This window comes from Nesterenkonia sp. HG001, assembly GCF_034438835.1.
In the GTDB taxonomy this organism is placed as follows: domain Bacteria; phylum Actinomycetota; class Actinomycetes; order Actinomycetales; family Micrococcaceae; genus Nesterenkonia; species Nesterenkonia xinjiangensis.
Genome location: NZ_JAOSZD010000004.1, coordinates 52,116 through 72,269 on the forward strand (window position 1 = coordinate 52,116; position 20,154 = coordinate 72,269).

Genomic DNA, 20,154 nt, shown 5'->3' on the forward strand with positions numbered 1-20,154 from the left:
CGCGGAATGACAACGTGTAAGGCGCAGAGGCGGTTCACCTGACAGTCTGCTCCCCCTCGGTCCCGCCCGGGCGGGGGGAGCATGGTGGCATGGCTCACAGAGCTGCTCCCGGTGCGGCGTCGGCACCGCTCGCGCTCGGGCGCAGGCCGGGAAACCCTCACGTCATGAGTCCTCAACAAGGAAGTCATGGGCATCGCGTAGACCTGAAGCGGTGATGAGCGTCAGACCTATCGAAGGAGGCCCGAGCAGATGATCAAGAAGCCCACCCGGCTGGCTGTGGTCCTGTGGACCTGCATCCTGGCCGGTTTCGCCCTCATGGAGTTCCCGGGGGTGCTCTTCTTCCATGACATGGTGGAGCCCCGCATCTTCGGCATGCCTTTCATCTACGGCTTCAACGTCGTCATCTGGGCGTTCATGTGTGTGGTCTTGTTCATCGGGTACCGAACCCACTGGGGTCGTCGTGCCGCGTCGGAGGACGATGAATCGGATGCCCCGGACCCCGCTGCCGAGCCGACCGGAGGTGCACGCTGATGTCCGCCACTGAGATCGCCGGACTGATCGTCATCGCCGCCTTCCTCCTCGTCCCCCTGGCCATGGGCGCCTTCGCCTCACGGAAGTCGACGGCCACGGCGGAGGACTTCTTCCTCCAGGGGCGGGCCATGGGATCCGTGGCGGTGTTCTTCACCGTGGCCGCCACATGGTGGAGCGCCTTCGCGTTCCTCGGGTCGAACGCCAGCTTCTATCTGGACGGGCCGCTGTACTGGACCGCCATCGCCTGGAATATCTTCTTCGGGGTCATGTACTACGTCGTGGGCAAGAGGATCTGGTTCCACGGCAAGCGCGGAGGTTACGTCACTCCGCGGGACTTCTTCGTCGACCTCTACGGCTCACGCAGGCTGGGCACCTTCATCGCCGTCATCCTGCTGGTGTTCACGCTTCCGCATCTGCAGATCCAGCTGACCGGCGGCGCGTACCTGATGGAGGTCGCCTCCGACGGGGCGCTTCCGTTCTGGCTCGCCGGCCTCCTCTTCTACCTGGTCATCATCATCTACGTCTGGTCCGGCGGGCTCCGCGCAGTGGCCTGGACCGACGTGTTCTACGGGGTGCTCTTGTTCCTCGGGATGATCACCGCCGGCATCTTCCTGGTCGGCGAGGTCGGCGGTATGGGGACCATGTTCGATGAGATCGAGCAGATCCAGCCGGAGAACCTCATCCTCGCCGACGGAGCCTGGATGGCCTGGATCGCCATGTTCGTGGTGACACCGCTCGGCGCCTTCATGGGCCCCCAGATGTGGACCCGCATGTACGCCACCCGGTCACCACGGTTGTTCGACCTGATGCCCTTCCTTCTGGCGGTGGCGGCCATCAGCTATGTCGGCTCCATGCTCATCGGCAACTCCGCCGTGGTCCTCGATCCCGACGTCGAGCAGGCGGATCAGGTGCTGCCCGTCATGCTTCTCGAGTACGCTCCGGTGGTCCTCGCCCTGGTGCTGATCGCCTGTGGTGCGGCGGCGGCGATGTCCACCGCCAACTCCCAGGTCCATGCCATGGCGGCGAGCTACACGATCGACTTCCACGAGAGGTACGTGCAGAAGGACCTCCCCGAGAACAAACGGGTCTGGGTGGGGCGCTGGGCCATCCTGGTCTTCTCCGCGATCGCCTACGTGATGACCCTCTACGTGCCAGGGCTGCTGGTCACCATCGGGCTGGTCGCCTTCGCCGGTCTGGCGCAGGTCATCATTCCCACCCTGGGTGCGCTGTTCTGGAAGCGGGCCAGCGTCACCGGCGCCTCCGTGGGGCTCGTCGTCGGCGTCGGCAGCCTGGTGCTGTTCACCGCGCTGCCGGCCACGGTTCCGGGCCCCTTCGCCAACGGAGGTGGGGGCCTGCTCTCCCTGCTGCTGAACCTCGTGGTCTTCATCGGAGTCAGCCTCGTGACCCGACCCCGCGAGACCGGCATCCTGGCGAGGCTCGCGGCGCGCACCCGCGACTTCGATCGAGGACGCTGGGACTCCGACTCACCGCAGGAGGAGCTCGTGCGCCGCTGACCGCCGGGAGGCGCGGGCCGCGCACCGGCCGCAGGACGAGAACTGCTCGCAACCACCGCATGCACCGCGCATGCACGGGAAAGGACGATGAGACCCATGGCGCACCTGCCGGCAGCGGGAGCCGATTCCGGCGACCCCTCTGTGAGACCACAGGATCGAGAGTTCCTGAGGGATTTCCACCACACGTCCCGCTATGGCGCGACGCCGGCCGGTGGGATCGACCGCCAGGCGGGCACCGCAGAGCACGGCCAGGTGCGTCGCTGGTTCGAGGAGCGCGCCGGCCAGCTGGGGCTCAGCGTGGTCACCGACGCGATCGGCACTATCTATGCACTCCGTGAGTGGGTGCCCGGCGCTCCGTTCGTCCTCGTGGGGTCCCATCTGGACAGTCAGCCTCGGGGCGGGCGCTTCGACGGGACCTACGGCGTCGTCGCGGCCCTGCATGCGGTGGCCGCAGCTGATGCCGCAGTCTCCGTAGGACTTCTGGATCCGCGGTACAACGTGGCCGCAGTGGACTGGTTCAACGAGGAGGGTGCCCGATTCGCCCCGTCCATCATGGGGAGCTCGGTCCACGCGGGGATCCTGGACCTTGAGGTCGCCCTGCAGACCACGGATCCTCAGGGGGTCACCGTCGCCCAGGCCCTGGAGGCCACCGGCCGCCGGGGGGTCGACCCCGCCCCGCAGGCCGCCGCCTATGCGGAGATCCACATCGAGCAGGGGCGACGCCTCGAGCGTTCGGGCGTGCCGATCGGGATCGTCGACCGGAGCTGGCACACCCAGAAGCTACTGGTCAGCGTCATCGGAGAGCAGTCACACACCGGCGCGACGCTGATGGCTGATCGCCGCGATGCCCTGATCGCCGCCTCGCACGTCGTGGTGGCCGTGGAGGAGGTGGTCGAGGAGTTCGAGCCGGAGACCATTGTGACCTCGGTGGGGAAGTTCGACGTCCAGCCCAACTCTCCGATCGTCGTGCCGCGTCAGGTCGACCTCGTCGTCGATCTGCGGGCGGACCGGGCGAGCGACGTCGACCGAGCACGCGGTCTGCTCCTGGAGCGCCTCCAGGGGATCGCTCGCCGCCGGGACGTCGAGATCGAGGCCCAGGACTTCGACGTCCGCCCAGTGCAGAGGTTCCCCGCCGACGGCGTGGAGCTGGCCGAGAAGGCTAGCCGCGACCAGGGCGTCGACTCCACCGTGCTGGCGACCTTGGCCGGTCACGACTCCGTTCCGATGAACCGCATCGTGCCCTCGGTGATGCTCTTCGTCCCCTCAGCCGATGGGGTCTCCCACTGCGAGCGGGAGTTCACCTCCGACGAAGACTTGGTGACCGGCCTGCGGGTGCTGACCGGTGTCGTGACACGCCTCGTGGCCGGAGAGCTGGCCGATACGGCGCCCGGCGGCTCCGATGAGAGCGGCGGCGCGGCGGATGACCGGGAGGACGGACGAGGATGACGGCAGAGAGTCCCAGCCCGACGACGGTGGACGACTCCGAGGAGCTGGGCCTCGTCTCCGCCGTGGAGGTGCTGCGACGCTTCGCTCGTCGAGAGCTGGCGCCGAGCGAGTACCTGGAGCATCTGCTCCGGCGGATCCAGGACGACGAGGCCGAGCCCCGGCCCGTGAACGCCTTCACCGAGGTGCTCCACGAGGAGGCTCGCCAGCTGGCGCAGGAGGCGGACCGCCATTATCTGCGCACCCCGTCGGAGCAGGGCCCCGGCGGCCCATCAGGCGACCGTCGTCTCCTCGGACTGCCCGTGGCCACCAAGGAGAAGCATGCTCTGGCGGGCAGGTCCCACAGCCAGGGCATGCGAGCCTACGCCGACGTCATCGCCGACTCGGACCATCCTGTGGTGCAACGGATCCGCCGTCATGGTGGCATCGTCCACGGCCGGACAGCCTCGCCGGAGTTCTCCTGCGCGACTTTCACCCACACTCGGCTCTGGGGCGTGACACGAAACCCCTGGGACCGGGAGCTGAGCCCGGGAGGCTCCTCGGGCGGCGCCTCCGCGGCGCTCGCCGCGGGGATGGCACCGCTGGCGACCGCCTCTGACATCGCCGGCTCCACCCGCCTCCCGGCCGCCTTCGCCGGCGTGGTCGGCTACAAGCCACCGTACGGAGCTGTGCCGGGGGCCGGTCCCTTCGCTGCAGACTGGTATCGCGGGGACGGCCCGATGGCCCGGACGGTCAGTGACGTCGCGCTCCTCACCGAGGTGATGCGCGGGCCGCATCCCTCCGACCACGCGACGGTGCCCACCCGTGCGGTCCCCACCATGACGCTCGAGCAGGCCCCGGAGGATCTGCGCGGGCGGAGGATCGTCTACTCGCCGTCGCTGGGCGACTATCCCGTCCAGCGCGGTGTGCGGCGGCAGGTCGATGAGGCCGTGGCCGCCATGGAGTCGGCAGGGGCGGAGATCGTCGAGGTCGAGCTGCCGTGGACGACGGCGGAGATCCGTGAGGTGACGATGGCGCATTTCGGGCACCTTCTCGCCGACGGCATGGGGCAGCTGCTCCGGGGTCGGGAGGACACTGCAGAGGACTACACCCTGCGGTTCATGGAGGACGCGTGTCGGCAGGCGCGCCGGATCTCCCTGTTCGAGTCTGTGGACCGGGAGCGCCTCATGCAGGAGCAGCTGCACTCCGCCATGGCCGGGACGGACGCCCTGGTCGCCCCGGTCTCGGCGATCGCGTCCCTCCCCGCGACAGCCACGTGCCTGGACGGACTCACCGTGGACGACGTCTTCGAGGGCGGGGCCCGGCACCTGGAGCACTACTGGGAGGCGCACATGACCGTTCCCTTCAACGTGGCGAACAGGTGCCCGGTGATGTCGGTGCCGGCCGGGATCGACCGGGGCAGGCCGGTGGGGCTGCAGATCGTGGGGCACCCCTACGACGAGGCCGCAGTCTTCGACATCGCCGCACGCTTCGAAAGGATCCGTCCCTGGGCGCACCGCCGTCCCGGGCGGACTCCTTGACAGTTGATCCTTCCCTGGCCAGCCGGTCCACGGATCAGATCAGGCTCCACGCCTCGCTGAGGACGCTGCGCAGGATCTGCTCGATCTCCTCGAGGTCCTCGGTGGTGGCGATCAGCGGAGGGCTGAGCTGGATGACGGGGTCGCCACGGTCGTCGGCCCGGCAGTAGAGGCCCTCGGCGAAGAGCTTCTTGGAGATGAATCCGTAGAGGATCCGCTCGCACTCCTCAGCGCTGAAGCTGGCCCGCGTGCTCTTGTCCTTGACCAGCTCGATCCCGTAGAAGAACCCCTCCCCGCGGACGTCTCCGACGATCGGCAGGTCGAGCAGCTTCTCCAAGGTGCTGCGGAAGGCCCCGGCGTTCTGCTGCACGTGCTCGAGGACCTTCTCCTCCTCGAAGATCTCCAGGTTCTTGAGGCCGACGGCGGTGGAGACCGGGTGCCCGCCGAAGGTGTAGCCGTGGCCGAACATCGCGCCGGGCTCCAGGAACGGCTCCATCAGCCGGTCCGAGGCGAGGACCGCGCCCAGGGGCGCATAGCCGGAGGTGATGCCCTTGGCGGTGGTGATCATGTCCGGCTGATAATCGAAGTGCTCGGCGCCGAACATGTGCCCCAGCCGTCCGAAGGCGCAGATGACCTCGTCGGAGACGAGCAGCACGTCGTGCTCGTCGCAGATCTCGCGGACGCGCTGGAAGTATCCGGGCGGGGGAGGGAAGCAGCCGCCGGCATTCTGGACAGGCTCCAGGAAGACCGCGGCCACGGTGTCCGGCCCCTGCGCCTCGATCGCCAGGGCGATCTGGTCCGCCGCCCAGAGGCCGAACCGCTCGAGACTCTGCTGGTCCTGGACCTCCAGGGCTCCCGCGGTGAGCTCGGCGGCGCGGTAGGCGTTGGTGTTGCTGACGTGCACCGTGCTGGGGACCAGGGGCTCGAAGTCCTGCTTGAGTCCGGCGATGCCGGTGATGGACAGCGCGCCATGGGTGGTGCCGTGATAAGCCGTCGCACGGCTGATCACCTTGTGCTTGGTCGGCCTGCCGGTGAGGCGGAAGTAGTTCTTGGCCAGCTTCCAGGCCGTCTCCACCGCTTCGCTGCCGCTGTTGGTGAAGAACACGCGGTTCAGGTCTCCGGGGGCGAGCTGGGCCAGGCGCTCGGCGAGCTCGATGGCCGGCGGGTGGGCGTAGGACCACAGCGGCATGAACTCCAGCTCGGTGGTCTGCGCCGCCGCCGCCTCGGCGAGATCCCGGCGTCCGTGTCCCAGCTGAGAGGTGAACAGGCCGGCCAGTCCGTCGATGTACCGCCTGCCCTGGGCGTCCCAGAGGTGGACCCCTTCGCCACGCACCATGATCGGCACGTGGTCATCGGGTGAGGATCCGTGCCGGGTGAAGTGCATCCAGAGATGCCGTGTCGCGGCGGTCTGGAGGCGAGTCGTCTCATCCTGCGGCAGAGGGGGTCGAGTCATCTCACCATGGTGCACCGGCCACGTCCCTCATTCAAGAGAATCAGCGAAAAAGATCTGTTTCAACAACGAAATCAGTTGTTCACAGACTAATGCTGGGCTTGATCCGTACATCCCATGTAGCGTAGGCGCCAGTGATCAAGATCACATCAGACGCCCGGGGTGACGACGCCGGGCAAGAGAAGGAGGCCAAGGATGGCACTGACGGAGTTCTTCAACGTGGTCGACGGTGAGAAGGTCCCCGCCGCGTCGGGGGCGACCTACGACGTCGTCGCTCCGCACCTGGGGGAGGTCTACGCCCGGGCGCCGCTCTCCGGCGCCGAGGACGTCGACCGCGCCTACTCCGCAGCGGCTCGCGCCTTCGAGACCTGGAAGCGGGTGACACCCAGGGAGCGCGGTGAGGCCCTGCTGAAGATCGCCGACGCCCTGCAGGCGCGCTTCGACGAGTTCGTCGACGCCGAGTGCCAGGACACGGGGAAGCCGAAGCATCTGACGGCCGCCGAAGAGATGCCGATGAACATCGACCACTTCCGGTTCTTCGCCGGCGCCGGGCGCCTCTTGGAAGGGAAGGCCGCCGCGGAGTACATGGAGGACCACACCTCCTTCGTGCGTCGGGAGCCGGTGGGCGTCGTCGGGCAGGTGACCCCGTGGAACTATCCGCTGCCGATGCTCATCTGGAAGGTCGCGCCGGCACTGGCTGCAGGCAACACCATCGTGCTCAAGCCCAGCGACATCACCCCGGCGACATCCACCCTGTTCGCCGAGATCTGTGCTGAGATCCTCCCGCCGGGCGTCTTCAACGTGATCTGCGGCGACCGGGACACCGGCCGCGCCCTGGTCGCCCACGACACCCCGGCGATGGTCGCCATCACCGGCTCCGTCCGCGCCGGGATGCAGGTAGCCCAGGCCGCCGCCCAGGACCTCAAGAAAGTCCACCTCGAGCTCGGCGGCAAGGCGCCGGTCATCGTCCACGACGATGCCGACATCGCCTCAGCGGCCGAGGGGATCGCCGCCGCCGGCTACTTCAACGCCGGGCAGGACTGCACCGCCGCCACCCGGGTGCTGGTCCACGAGTCCATCCATGACGAGTTCCTCGCCGCGCTGAAGCAGCAGGCGGAGAGCGCCACCGTCGGCGGCCCCGATGACGAGGGCGCCGACGTCTGCCCGCTGAACAACGCGGACCAGCTGGCCAAGGTCACTGAGAAGGTCGCCTCCCGCCCGGAGCACGTGCAGCTGGTCACCGGCGGACACCGGGTGGGGGACGTCGGCTACTTCTACGCACCCACCGTTCTGGCCGGGCTCGCGCAGGACGACGAGCTCATCCAGGAGGAGGTCTTCGGGCCGGTGATCACCGTCCAGAGCTTCTCGACGGAGAAGGAGGCGCTGACCATGGCCAACGACGTCCAGTACGGCCTCGCCTCCAGCGTGTGGACCAGCGACCACGGCCGCGCGATGCGCGCCTCCCGTGAGCTCGACTTCGGCTGCGTGTGGATCAACACCCATATCCCCTACCTCTCCGAGATGCCCCACGGCGGCTTCAAGCACTCCGGCTACGGCAAGGACCTCTCGATGTACGGCCTGGAGGACTACACCCGGATCAAGCACGTCATGAGCTTCATCGGAGACGGTGAGTAGGACGGGGAACGCCGTGGAGACCAGGACGACGGACTGGGGACGTCAGGCGCTGGAGGGCGCGAAGCTGGCCCCGCTGTGGCTGGACACCGAGCAGCGCCCGGCGCCCCGCTCTGCTGCCCAGGACGGTGCGCAGGTCGACCTGCTCGTCGTCGGCGGGGGCTTCACCGGGCTGTGGACCGCACTCCGGGCGGTGGAGCGTTCGCCGGGCACTCGGGTTCTGCTGGTCGAGGCGGATCGCCTCGCCGAGCACGCCACCGGCCGCAACGGCGGGTTCTGCGAGGCGAGCCTGACCCACGGCGAGGAGAATGGGCGCAGCCGCTGGCCCCAGGAGTACGAGACCCTGGAGCGGCTGGGCCTGGAGAACCTCGACGAGATCCAGGAGACGGTGGAGCGCTACGGGATCGACTGCGGCTTCCTGCGTGGAGGAGCGCTCAGCGTGGCCACCCGCCCCCATGAGGTCGAGGCCTTCGAGCCCGGCACACCGGGATTCCTCGACGTCGACGCCGTCCGTCAGCACGTGGACTCTCCCACCTATCTGGCCGGCCGCCTCGATCCCGACAGCTGCGCGGTCGTGGACCCCGCCCGGCTGGCCTGGGGACTGGCCGAGGCGGCGGAGTCGCACGGCGTGACGATCAGTGAGCACAGCCGTCTGGAGTCGATCCGCCGCTCCTCCGCCGGTGCTCCAGGCGGGGTGGAGGCGCGCCTGAGCACGCCGCAGGGGAAGGCCTCGGTCACCGCGGGACGCGTGGTGCTGGCGACCAACGCCTTCCCGAATCCCCTGGGCCGTTCGTGGAGACATCTGCGGGCCCGCTGGGAGACGGTGCCCGTCTATGACTATGTGCTGGCCACGGAGCCGCTCACCGATGAGCAGCTGGCCGCGATCCGCTGGGATCCTGCGGTCGGTGTGGCCGATGCGGGCAACCAGTTCCACTACTACCGCATCACGCCGGACCGCAGGATCCTCTGGGGCGGCTATGACGTGATCTATCACTTCGGGCGCTCGATCCAGCAGGAGCACCTCGACAGGCCCAGGACCTACCAGAAGCTCGCCGACCACTTCGCCCAGACGTTCCCGCAGCTCGAGGGGATCCGCTTCACCCACCGGTGGGCCGGGGTGATCGACACCTCCACCCAGTTCTGCGCGCTGTTCGGGCGTGCGCACGGGGACCGGACCGTCTACGCCACCGGGTTCACCGGTCTCGGCGTCGGCGCCTCTCGATTCGCCGCAGAGGTGATGCTGGACCTCCTGGAGAGGCGTCGGACGGAGCGCACCCAGCTGGAGATGGTCCGGAGGCGGCCGCTCCCGTTCCCGCCGGAGCCGCTGGCCTGGATCGGCATCAGGATCACCACCTGGGCACGGGTCCGCGAGGACCGGACAGGTCGGAAGAACCTCTGGCTCCGCGCCCTGGACCGCCTAGGGCTGGGCTTCGACTCGTGAGCCGCCGCGACATCGTCACCACCACAGCAGCTCGACCCCGCACCATCACCGGACCATCACATCACCGCATTGCACCGCACCGCTGCACCACCACCCTGAGGAGGACCCCATGACCCGTCGTCAGACGCCCCTTCCCCCGGATCCGATGATCCGGTCACTGGTCCGCTCCCAGCAGGCCAGCCGCCGGATGTCCCGTCGCCATCTGATGGTCGGCGCCGGCGCCGCCGGACTGCTGGGGGCGCTGACCGCCTGCGGCACCGGCGGCACCACGACGACGGACGACGGGCCCGCAGAGGACCTCTCCGAGGAGACCATGGAGCTCTTCTGGGCGAACTGGAGCCTCTACCTGGACTACGACGGCGACTCCGGCAGCTACCCCACCCTGGACAGGTTCCAGGAGGAGACCGGGATCGGCGTCACCTACGCGGAGGACATCGACGGCAACGAGAGCTACTACGGGACCATCCAGAACCAGCTCCGTCAGGGCCAGAACTTCGGTCAGGACCTCATCACCTTCACCGACTGGATGGCCGGCAGGATCATCGCCGCCGGACAGGTCCGAGAGCTGGACCACGGCAACATCCCTCATCTGGAGAACCTCCTCCCGGGTCTGCAGGACGTCGGCTTCGACCCGGAGCGTCGGCATTCGATCACCTGGCAGTCCGGGATGACCGGCCTCGCCTGGAACAGGGAGGCCGTCCCGGACGGAGTGCACACGGTCACGGACCTGCTCACGAATCCGGACCTGCGCGGACGTGTGGTGGTCCTCGACGAATGGCGCGACACCATGTCGCTGATCATGCTCGACCAAGGCGCCGACATCACCAGCTTCGACGCCGCCGACTTCGAGTCCGCGCTGGAGGTCCTGGAGGAGGGCATCAGCAGCGGGCAGATCAGGCAGGTGCGGGGCAACGCCTACATGGAGGACCTGGTCTCCGGGGACGCGCTGGCCGTGATGGGCTGGTCCGGGGACATCACTCAGCTGAACCTGGAGGAGGGCGACCGCTGGGACTTCGCCCTCCCCGAGGCCGGCGGCACGCTGTGGTCGGACAACCTGCTCATCCCCAACGGGGCCGAGCACAAGTCCAACGCCGAGCGGCTGATGAACTTCTACCTCGATCCCGAGATCGCCGCCGAGGTGGCGGCCTATGTCAACTTCGTCTGCCCGGTCCAGGGGGCCCAGGAGGCGATGGAGGCCATCGACCCGGAGCTGGCCGAGGACCCGCTGATCTTCCCCACCGAGGAGATGCAGGAGAACCTCCACATCATCCGCGGCATGGACACGGATGAGGAAGCCGAGTTCACCGACATGTTCCAGGCGGTGATCGGAAACTGATGACTCCTACCGGCAAAGACCTCGATCTCCGAGGGATCACCAAGCTGTTCGGCGGATACACCGCTGTCGAGGATCTCGCGCTGCACGTCCCGGCGGGAAGCTTCTTCGCCCTGCTGGGCCCCAGCGGCTGCGGCAAGTCCACCACACTGCGGATGATCGCCGGCCTGGAGCACCCCACCCGCGGGAAGGTCTTCATCGGGGAGGAGGATGTCACCGGCACGAAGGCCCATCAGCGGGAGGTCAACACCGTCTTCCAGAGCTACGCGCTGTTCCCCCACCTGAGCGTCCTGGAGAACGTCGCTTTCGGGCCCAAGCGCAAGAAGGTCCCTGACGCGCTCGACCGCGCCCGGAAGGTCCTCGACCTGGTCGAGCTGGGGCACCTGGCCCAGCGGCGTCCGGCGCAGCTCTCCGGAGGCCAGCAGCAGCGCGTCGCCCTGGCCCGGGCTGTCGTCAATCGGCCCCACGTCCTGCTCCTGGACGAACCGCTGGGTGCCCTGGACATGAAGCTGCGCCGGCAGATGCAGATCGAGCTGAAGCACATCCAGGAGGAGGTCGGGATCACTTTCATCCACGTCACGCACGACCAGGAGGAGGCCCTGACCATGGCCGACACCGTGGCCGTGATGAACGCGGGGCGCATCGAGCAGATCGGACCTCCGGGCGAGCTCTATGACCTGCCGCGGACCGCGTTCGTGGCGAACTTCCTGGGCAAGTCCAATCTTTTCGAGGCCGAGGTGCTGGGTGGCTCCGCCTCCTCCCGTGACCTGACCATCCGGTTCGGAGACACCTCCTGCAGCCTGGCCGCCGAGCGCGCCGTGCAGCACGAGGGAAGCATCATCGTGGGGATCCGTCCGGAGAAGATCGTCCTCTCCCGGGCAGGGGAGCAGCCCTCCGGAGACCGGGCCGGCTGGACCTGTGTCACCGGGGGACGCGTGAGCGCCACCTCCTACACCGGGGTCTCCACGGAGTACGAGGTGGAGCTGCCCGGAGCCGGGCCCCTGACCGTCTTCTCGCAGAACCTGCGGACGGAAGTGCTCGCGGCAGGGACCTCGGTCGACCTGTGGTGGGACGACGCCAACCTCTTCGGCCTGGCCGGGGGCTCCGACACGGGCGCCGGAGTCGAGGAGCTGTGATGAGCTTGAAAGCGGCCGAGGAGCTCACCACGCCGCGGGAGCATGTCGATCCAGCTTCGATTCCTGAACGGTCCGCCGAGGAGCAGCGCACCTGGCGGACACGGGGCCGGCTCGGCATGCTGCTGGTCATTCCCGGGTTCGCCTTCATCGCGATCTTCTTCGTGGTGCCGGTCTTCTCCATGCTGGCGATGTCCCTCTACACCCAGCCCGAGGGCGCAGTCGCCGGGGAGTTCGTGCCCGGATTCAATGTGGCCACCTATGCCCAGGTGATGAGCACCTATGGGGACACCTTCGTGCGCTCCTTCGCCTTCGCGCTGATCGCCACCGTCGCCGCTCTGTGCATCGGCTACCCCATGGCCTACTTGGTGGCGGTTCGGCTGCGCGGCCGTCCCCTGCTCCAGGGCCTGCTGCTGGTGGTCATCATCGCGCCCTTCTTCTCCAGCTTCATCCTGCGGGTGCAGTCCTGGCGATTCATCCTCTCTGACGAGAGCTGGGTGGTCGGGTTCCTCAAGGCGATCTCCGTGCTCCCTGAGGACGGGCGGCTCACCGCCACGGCGCTCTCCGTCGTCGCCGGCATGACCTATCTGTACCTGCCGCTGATGACGCTGCCGATCTACGCCAACCTGGAACGGCTGGACACCCGGCTCATCGAGGCGGGCGGGGACCTCTACGCCGGCGGGCTCCAGACCTTTCTGCGCGTGACCCTGCCGCTGTCCATGCCCGGGGTGATGGCCGGGACCATCCTGACCTTCATCCCTGCCTCCGGCGATTATGTGAACGCAGTGATGCTGGGCAACAACGTGGACACCACCACCGTGGGTCAGATCGTCGATTCGCGGTTCTTCCACGCGGCGGACTATCCCTCGGCCGCCGCGCTCTCGGCAGTGCTGATGGGGATCATCCTGATCCTGGTCACGCTGTACGTGCGCCGGTTCGGGACGAAGGAGATCGTATGAGCACCCAGCAGCCCGTGAGCACCGCGGCGCCGGTGAGCATCGATCAGAGCGGGCCCACCCCGCGCAGCAGGCGCGGGTTCGACGTCGGCCGGTGGTTCGTGCCGGTCATCGGCGGGCTGGCCTTCCTCTACCTGCTGGTCCCGATCGCCTACATCTTCGTGTTCTCCTTCAACGACGCCGGCCGGACCAACCTGACCTGGCGAGGCTTCACCCTCGCCAACTGGCAGGACCCGTGCCGGCCCTCCCAGCTGTGCGAGGCGTTCGTGAACTCGCTCAACGTGGCGGTCATCGCCACAGTGGTGGCCACTGTGCTGGGGACCATGATCGCCTTCGGGCTGGAGCGCTACCGGTTCCGCTTCGCCGGGTCGGCGAACCTGCTGATCTTCCTGCCGCTGGCCACTCCGGAGGTCGTGCTGGGAGCCTCGCTGCTCTCGCAGTTCCTCAACCTTGGGGTCCAGCTGGGCATGGGCACCACGGTGCTGTCGCACATCATGTTCTGCATCTCCTTCGTGGTGGTGGCCATCCGGGCGCGGATCGCGACCTTGGACCCGGCCCTGGAGGAAGCGGCCGCGGACCTCTACGCCTCCGGACGCACCGCATTCTGGCGGGTCACGTTCCCGCTGCTGATCCCCGGGATCGCGGCAGCGGCGCTGCTGAGCTTCGCGATCAGCTTCGATGACTTCATCGTGGCGAACTTCAACTCCGGGGCTTTCACCACGTTCCCGCAGTATGCCTACGTCGCCGCCCGGCGCGGCATCCCGGCGGAGGTGAACGTGCTCGGCTCGGCGATGTTCTTCGGAGCCATCGCCCTGGTCCTCGGCGTCCAACTGTGGCGCTACTGGCGGAACAGGCGCTGGGCGGCGCTGTGAAAGGCTTGACACATGTCCAGGAACAAGACTCGCGCAGCTGAGATCGACGACGTGAACAAGTCCATCATCGAGCTGCTGCAGCAGGACGGCCGACGTTCCTTCGCCTCCATCGGGAAAGCGGTGGGCCTCTCAGAGGCCGCCGTGCGCCACCGGGTGCACCGTCTGCAGGATCTGGGCGTCATCCAGATCGTGGCGGTGACGAACCCCCTGGAGCTGGGCTTCCCCCGGCAGGCGATGATCGGCATCAAAGTGGTGGGCGAGCTCGAACCCGTGGCGGAGGAGCTCGGCTCCTATGACGAGGTCGACTACGTGGTGATCACCGCCGGCGGCTTCGACCTGCTGGTGGAGGTCGTCTGCGAGGACGATGACCATCTGCTGGAGATCGTCTCCCAGCGGATCCGCGCCATCGACGGTGTGGTGGGCACGGAGACGTTCATGTATCTGAGTCTGCGCAAGCAGACCTACACCTGGGGAGTGCGCTGAGCCGTCGGCGCGCTGGGGGTGCTGCGGCGGCCGCGGCATGTGCGGAGCATCTCCTCCTCTGGGCTGAGGGCAGGTGCGGGTGCCGCCTCTAGAATGGGCCGAGGCATCCCGGCTGCGGGGGCCTCCCGCACCACCTCGACAAGGACGGAGCACGTGGCCGCTGAGAAGACCGACGTCCGCGACCCCGCGGAACTCCGGTCCGCCGTCGACCCTGCTGTCCTGGAGGAACAGGGTCTGAGCTCGATGCAGGTGGCCGAACGACAGCGCCTCCAGCTGTCCAACGTCCAGCCGCACACCACCTCACGCTCCATCGCGGAGATCCTCCGCACCCACCTGATGACCCTGTTCAACCTGATCATCGGGGTCTGCGCCCTGGTGATCATCATCCTGGGACGCTGGCTGGACCTGCTGTTCGCCATCGCCGCGGTCGCCAACGTCATCATCGGCCTGGTCCAGGAGTACTCGGCCAAGCGGAAGCTGGACGCCATCGCCCTGCTGCACCAGGACAGCGTCCGGGTGCTGCGTGACAGGCTCCTGGTGGAGATCCACCGCGAGCAGATCGTCCTCGACGACGTCGTCGAGCTTCGCCGCGGCGATCAGGTTCCCGCCGACGGGGTGGTGATCTCCTCCTCCGGGCTGGATGTGGACGAGTCCATGCTCACCGGGGAGTCGGACGCGGTCCCCAAACGCCGGGACGACATCGTGCTCTCCGGCACCGCGGTGCTGGCCGGTACGTGCCGCTTCGTGGTCACCGCGGTGGGCGACGACGCCCACGCGGTGAAGCTGGCCACCGAGGCGAAGCGGTACCAGAAGATCAACTCGGAGCTGCGCCGGGCCCTGGAGCAGGTCGCGTTCTGGCTCTCCATGGTGCTGCTGCCGATCACCGCCATCGTCTTCAACGGCCAGATGCAGGCCTTCGGCGGATGGAGCGAGGCCTGGCGCACCGGGGAGTGGCGCGAGGCCATGGTCACCGCCGTGTCTTCGGTGACCGCGATGATCCCGCAGGGCCTGGCGCTGATGACCACGATCGCCTTCGCCGTCGCGGCGCTGAGGCTCGCTCAGGACAAGGTCCTCATCCAGGAGCAGCCGGCCGTGGAGATCCTCGCACGGGTGGACGTCGTCTGCCTGGACAAGACCGGCACGCTCACCGACGGCAGCATCGTCTTCCACGGCGCCGCACCGCTGGACGCCCGTGGCCTGCCCACCGTCGCTCAGCAGGACCCGTCCTCGACCGCTCTGGAGGGCACCGCCCCGTGGCAGCAGGTGCTCGCCTGGTACGGGGCGGACCAGTACGCCAACCCGACGGCGGCGGCGCTGAAGATGCCGTTCTCCGCCCTTCCGCGCCATCACGCCGCCTTCCAGGTCCAGTTCTCGTCGGCCCGTCGCTGGTCCGCGGTGACGTTCGCCGACGACGCCGGCGAGCTCGCCGGGCACTGGGTGCTCGGCGCCCCGGACATCCTGCTCTCCCCGCATGTGGCCGCGTCGGTGCGGGCGGAGCAGCTGCTCAGCCACACTGAGGCTGTCGCCGCCGGCGGGCTGCGCACCATGATCCTGGCCCGCGCACCGCTGGACGGACCGATCCTCGACGGTGCCACCGGGCCGCTGGGCCGTGGGGAGAGGCTGCCGGACGGGCTCGTTCCGGTCGCTCTGCTGACGTTCAAGGAGAGCGTCCGGGCGGACGCCCGCGCCACCTTGGAGTTCTTCGGTGAGCAGAACGTGGCGCTGAAGGTCATCTCTGGGGACAGCCCGCGCACCGTCTCGGCCGTGGCTCGTGAGGTGGGCATGCGGGTGGACGGCGACGGTGTCGACGCCTCCCGGCTGCCCGAGGATCCGGAGGCCATGCGTTCGGCGTTGGCCACCCACTCTGTGTTCGGGAGGGTCTCCCCGGAACAGAAGCGCACGATGGTGGAGGCGCTCCAGGCCAACGGCCACGTGGTGGCGATGACCGGCGACGGGATCAACGACGCCCTGGCGATGAAGAAGGCCGATCTCGGCATCGCCATGGGCAACGGCGCCCCGGCCACCAAGGCGGTCTCTCGGATGGTGCTGCTCGACGGCCGGTTCGACCGTCTGCCGAAGGTGCTGGCCGAGGGGCGCAAGGTCATCGCCAACACCGAACGGGTGGCGCACCTGTTCCTCACCAAGACCGCCTATGCGATCATCCTGGGGCTCTTCTTCGGGCTGATGTTCTGGCAGTTCCCGTTCCTGCCGCGCCAGTTCTCCACCGTGGACTTCCTGATGATCGGTTGCCCGGCGTTCTTCCTGGCGCTGCTGCCCAATGCGCGCCGCTACCGCCCCGGGTTCCTGCGGCGATCCGTGCTGTTCTCCATCCCCGCTTCGGTGGGGATATGCCTGGCGGTGGTCGCGGTCAGCGCCGCGGGCCGGCACCTGCACGAGCCGGCCGCGGGGGTGCAGACGGCTTCGACTCTGTGCCTGACGGCGGTGGGGCTCTGGGTGCTCACCGTGGCGCTGCGTCCGCTGACCGCCGCGCGGACCATCCTCATCGCCTCGATGTATGCGTTGCTGGCCGCGGCCCTGCTGGTGCCCATCTCCCAGCAGTACCACCTGTTCGCCATGCCCAGCGCGGAGCTGCTGGCGGTGGCGTTCGTGGCCGCGGTGGTCGGTTCCGGGCTGATCGAGCTGGGGCACCGGTGGCATGAGAAGAAGGTGGATCTGGACCCGCTGGATCCGGTGCACTCGGAGAACACCGCCTGAGGCGGACCCACTGTCGTCTGGGGGAGGGGCTGTCGTCAGTCGCCGATGACGGAGACCACCAGGTCCTCGCCGCTGGCGCTGACCTGTATGTCCAGGCCGAAGCTGATGTCGTGGCTCTCATCGAGCTCGTCACCGTCGAAGTGGTCCAGTGATTCGAAGGTCACCGTGGCGCTGAGGCTCGAGGCTCCGGTGACCGACCAGCCGTCGTCGTCGAAGGTCAGCGCGATGTCCGCGGTGTCGGGCATCTCCCAGGAGATGGTGCTCGCGTCCACGGAGTTGGGCGTCTGCACGCCCATGGGGCAGCCGCTGGGCATGAGCACCTGCTGGTCCGCGCAGCTGGTGAGGTACTCCTCGACCTCGTCGTGCAGCAGCTGGGCGGCGGTCTCGGAGGCCTCCAGATCGATCTCCACGCTGTGCTCGCCGTCGGCGACGACGACCTCGCGGGCGGAACCGCTGAGCCAGTCGCTGTCGATGTCGACGTCGATGACGCTCGGCACGAAGGCGGCCAGGGTGGCGCCGTCCTCATGTAGGTTGACCGGCTGCTCGTTGACCTCGATCTGCCCGATGCCCCCGAGCTCGGCGGCCGGCACGGAGAGCTGCACTTCGGTCAGCGCCTCGGGTTCGAGCTTCCAGTCGTCGAAGAAGAGCCAGCTGCTGCCCTCCCGACTCATCGGGACGTGGGTCTCGTGGGGCTCGCCGTCCACCGTGAAGGCGAGGTCCGCGCCGTCGCTGCGCTCGGTGATCGACAGGCCCTCGAGCTGCCCCGCGGAGTGGCGGAGAGCCTCGCCGTCGAGCAGCACCGAGTCCACGGAGCCCAGCGCGAGCCGGTCCTCGTCAGGGACCTCGTCGGTGTCGGCGTCTTCTTCGGTGCCGTCGTCGGTGTCTTCGTCGGTGTCGCCGGCCTCATCCTCGGTGGCGGGCTCGTCTGAGTCGTCGCCTGTGTCCTCGTCGGGGCTTTCGCCAGGATCTTCGTCGGTGGAGTCCTCGTCTGCGGGGCCCTCGTCCTCGTCAGCAGCAGAGAGCACGACGCTCTGGGCCTGGGGCGCGGCGGCGTTGAGCTCCGGCAGCGAGGAGAACATGCCAACGGCGGTCGAGCCGTCGCCGGCGCGCAGGGCCTCCCAATAGTTCTCGGCGATCGCCTCAGTGGAGTAGACGTGCTCATCCACCTGCCAGATGCCGATGCCGCTGGCGACCACCGCGAGCACCAGTCCCGTGCTCCAGCCGGCCCAGGCGACACCGCCCTTCCGCTTCGCCTGCGCGTGGGCGCCCGGCTGGCCGGGGCCGTGGTGCGCCGGGTGGGCGCCGGGCTGGCCGGGGATGAAGCCGGGGTACGGGCCCCCCTGATGGGCCTGACCGTGCGGGGGCTGGCCGTGCGGAGCCTGGCCGTGCGGGGGCTGGCCGGGCTCACCGGTCCAGCGAGGGCCGGGTCCCTGCGGGCCAGGGTGGAAGGGAGCCGGCGGATACGGCTGCCCGGGACGGCTTTGCGGGGGTCCGCCCTGATGCGGCCCGACCGGCCCGGGTACGCCTAGGCCCGGTGCACTGTGTCCAGGTTCACTGTGTCCCGGTGCACCGTGTCCGGGAGCGCCCTGCCCGGCGCCTCCCTGCGCGGGTCCGCCCGCTCGGGGGGTGCCGGCGCCCGGGGTCGGGCCAGCAGGTCCTGGGCCGGGGGTGCCGGGAGCCGGTCTGCCCCCGCCACGCTGCACGGCGCCGAAGCTCTCGGGCCCGGCGGGCGTCGCCGGCGAGCTCGCCGAGGCCCCGCTGCTGTCCTGGTCGGGGCTTCTCGGATGCTCGCGCCGTCCGCCGGTGTGGGCGCCGTCGTCGTGTCCCTGCTGGCTCATGGAATGCTGTCCCTCGTCGTTCGACTCGTCGTTCGGGCTGCTGGCACGGCCCGCTCCCGGCGTCTGCCTCAGCCTAGCAACCGGACCTCGCGGTGATCGCCGTGATCGCCGTCTGTCCCCAGGTGATCTGCACCGGGTTTGTGAGATCGCACCGCGTACGTTCAGGGTGCGATCTCACAAACCCGGTGCAGATCGGCGGAGCACGAGGACGGTCACATCAGGATCAGCGAGACGGCGATCATCGCGGGGATCGCCAGGATCGTGGTCACCAGGACGGTGTCACGGGCGATCACTTCACCGGACTCATAGCGGATGGCGCTGACCAGGACGTTCTGCGCGGTCGGGAGGGAGGCCATGACCACGGCCGCCAGCAGCTGGTGGCCGGACATGCCGAACAGGACGGCGGCGAAGAGCCACGCGAGCACCGGATGCAGCACAAGTTTCAGGGAGGAGGCCAGCAGCACGTCGCCGCGCCTTCCGGCCTTCTTGTCCAACGGCCGGCTGCCCACCAGGGAGAGACCGAAGGAGAGCAGCATCAGCGGGATGGAGGCCCCGGCGATCAGCTCCACGGACTCGAGCATCGGTCCGGGCAGCACCCAGCCCTGCCAGGAGAACAGCAGCCCGAGCGCGGCGCCGATGATCATCGGGTTCACGGCCGACTGGCCCAGGCTGCGCAGCGTGGAGGTGTACTTCGCCGGGCGCACCTTCGTGGTGGTGCCCTGGCCCCGAGTCAGCCAGTCCATCGCGGTCACATAGACCGGGGTGTAGAACGCCAGCTGGAACATGATGATCGGGGCGGCGAAGGCGACGTCGCCCAGCACATAGGCCGCGATCGGGAATCCGAGGTTCGCCGAGTTCACCAGCGAGGCGCTCATACCGCCGATCATCCGTTCCGATCCGGGTCGACGCTTCATCACCAGCCTGGCCAGGACCAGGTAGATCAGCAGAGTCGAGAAGGCCCCCAGGGCGGCGATCGCGAACTGGGGGCCCAGCACCTCGGCCAGCGAGGCATCGGAGACGGTGAGGAAGAGGAGGCAGGGGGAGGCGACGAAAAAGGCCACCCGGCTGAGGATCACCCGGGATTCGGGGCCGAGCAGCCCCAGCTTCCCGATGATGAAGCCCACGCCGATGATGATCCAGATGACGGAGAAGCCTGAGAAGACCGCCTCCATGTCTCGCCCCCTGGTCGTCTGCGTGCCGGCGCCGTCCGGTCCCACGCCATGACAGGCGTCGCAGCCGACGTCGACGACCGCACCGGACCGAACTCGGAGACGACTCTACTCCTGGCGGGCCGAT

General features: G+C 68.6%; 16 protein-coding genes. 13 read left to right on the forward strand and 3 right to left on the reverse strand.

Annotated features, from left to right (window positions below; translation table 11 throughout):
* The first annotated feature begins 249 nt into the window (after positions 1 to 249).
* The 4 genes from ODE13_RS07880 to ODE13_RS07895 all read left to right on the forward strand — a co-directional run bounded on the left by ODE13_RS07880 (position 250) and on the right by ODE13_RS07895 (position 5,008).
* Positions 250 to 531: a hypothetical protein gene (locus tag ODE13_RS07880; RefSeq protein ID WP_322478779.1), complete on the forward strand. Its 282-nt coding sequence runs from the start codon at positions 250 to 252 to the stop codon at positions 529 to 531.
* On the forward strand, positions 531 to 2,045 hold the full coding sequence (locus ODE13_RS07885) for a sodium:solute symporter family protein (protein WP_322478780.1): 1,515 nt from the start codon (positions 531 to 533) through the stop codon (positions 2,043 to 2,045). Before ODE13_RS07880 ends, ODE13_RS07885 begins: the two co-directional genes overlap by 1 nt.
* Before the next feature lie 96 nt (positions 2,046 to 2,141).
* Positions 2,142 to 3,491 (forward strand): M20 family metallo-hydrolase, encoded by a 1,350-nt coding sequence (locus tag ODE13_RS07890; protein WP_322478781.1) that lies wholly within the window; start codon positions 2,142 to 2,144, stop codon positions 3,489 to 3,491.
* Complete coding sequence (locus tag ODE13_RS07895; RefSeq protein ID WP_322478782.1) at positions 3,488 to 5,008, forward strand: amidase; 1,521 nt, start codon at positions 3,488 to 3,490, stop codon at positions 5,006 to 5,008. The genes ODE13_RS07890 and ODE13_RS07895 overlap by 4 nt, the downstream gene beginning before the upstream one ends.
* A gap of 34 nt (positions 5,009 to 5,042) precedes the next feature.
* On the opposite strand, the gene ODE13_RS07900 is transcribed toward ODE13_RS07895, so the two are convergent.
* Positions 5,043 to 6,458 (reverse strand): aspartate aminotransferase family protein, encoded by a 1,416-nt coding sequence (locus ODE13_RS07900; RefSeq protein WP_322478783.1) that lies wholly within the window; start codon positions 6,456 to 6,458, stop codon positions 5,043 to 5,045.
* 192 nt (positions 6,459 to 6,650) lie between these two features.
* Here ODE13_RS07900 and ODE13_RS07905 point away from each other — a divergent pair, with 192 nt between their 5' ends.
* The 8 genes from ODE13_RS07905 to ODE13_RS07940 all read left to right on the forward strand — a co-directional run bounded on the left by ODE13_RS07905 (position 6,651) and on the right by ODE13_RS07940 (position 17,020).
* The gene (locus ODE13_RS07905) at positions 6,651 to 8,090 is read left to right on the forward strand and encodes a gamma-aminobutyraldehyde dehydrogenase (protein ID WP_322478784.1); all 1,440 of its coding nucleotides are present in this window, start codon (positions 6,651 to 6,653) and stop codon (positions 8,088 to 8,090) included.
* Positions 8,091 to 8,103: 13 nt separating this feature from the next.
* A complete protein-coding gene (locus tag ODE13_RS07910) occupies positions 8,104 to 9,528 on the forward strand; it encodes an FAD-dependent oxidoreductase (RefSeq protein ID WP_322478785.1) in 1,425 nt (474 codons plus the stop codon).
* A 109-nt stretch (positions 9,529 to 9,637) separates the two neighbouring features.
* A complete protein-coding gene (locus tag ODE13_RS07915; RefSeq protein ID WP_322478786.1) occupies positions 9,638 to 10,864 on the forward strand; it encodes a spermidine/putrescine ABC transporter substrate-binding protein in 1,227 nt (408 codons plus the stop codon).
* Positions 10,864 to 11,997 (forward strand): ABC transporter ATP-binding protein, encoded by a 1,134-nt coding sequence (locus ODE13_RS07920; RefSeq protein ID WP_322478787.1) that lies wholly within the window; start codon positions 10,864 to 10,866, stop codon positions 11,995 to 11,997. The genes ODE13_RS07915 and ODE13_RS07920 overlap by 1 nt, the downstream gene beginning before the upstream one ends.
* A complete protein-coding gene (locus tag ODE13_RS07925; RefSeq protein ID WP_322478788.1) occupies positions 11,997 to 12,953 on the forward strand; it encodes an ABC transporter permease in 957 nt (318 codons plus the stop codon). Before ODE13_RS07920 ends, ODE13_RS07925 begins: the two co-directional genes overlap by 1 nt.
* On the forward strand, positions 12,950 to 13,822 hold the full coding sequence (locus ODE13_RS07930) for an ABC transporter permease (protein WP_322478789.1): 873 nt from the start codon (positions 12,950 to 12,952) through the stop codon (positions 13,820 to 13,822). Before ODE13_RS07925 ends, ODE13_RS07930 begins: the two co-directional genes overlap by 4 nt.
* A gap of 12 nt (positions 13,823 to 13,834) precedes the next feature.
* Positions 13,835 to 14,305, forward strand: coding sequence for an Lrp/AsnC family transcriptional regulator (locus ODE13_RS07935; RefSeq protein WP_322478790.1), 471 nt, complete (start codon positions 13,835 to 13,837; stop codon positions 14,303 to 14,305).
* A 153-nt stretch (positions 14,306 to 14,458) separates the two neighbouring features.
* Positions 14,459 to 17,020 carry an HAD-IC family P-type ATPase gene (locus tag ODE13_RS07940; protein WP_322478791.1) on the forward strand — a complete coding sequence of 854 codons (2,562 nt, stop codon included), beginning with the start codon at positions 14,459 to 14,461 and terminating at the stop codon, positions 17,018 to 17,020.
* Positions 17,021 to 17,055: 35 nt separating this feature from the next.
* On the opposite strand, the gene ODE13_RS07945 is transcribed toward ODE13_RS07940, so the two are convergent.
* Entirely contained in the window at positions 17,056 to 18,186 is a 1,131-nt protein-coding gene (locus tag ODE13_RS07945; RefSeq protein ID WP_322478792.1) for a hypothetical protein, read from the reverse strand.
* Between ODE13_RS07945 and ODE13_RS07950 the strand changes: the two genes are divergently transcribed.
* Positions 18,175 to 18,549 carry a hypothetical protein gene (locus tag ODE13_RS07950; RefSeq protein ID WP_322478793.1) on the forward strand — a complete coding sequence of 125 codons (375 nt, stop codon included), beginning with the start codon at positions 18,175 to 18,177 and terminating at the stop codon, positions 18,547 to 18,549. The genes ODE13_RS07945 and ODE13_RS07950 overlap by 12 nt on opposite strands.
* A gap of 521 nt (positions 18,550 to 19,070) precedes the next feature.
* On the opposite strand, the gene ODE13_RS07955 is transcribed toward ODE13_RS07950, so the two are convergent.
* Positions 19,071 to 20,030, reverse strand: coding sequence for an AEC family transporter (locus tag ODE13_RS07955; protein ID WP_322478794.1), 960 nt, complete (start codon positions 20,028 to 20,030; stop codon positions 19,071 to 19,073).
* Positions 20,031 to 20,154 lie beyond the last annotated feature (124 nt).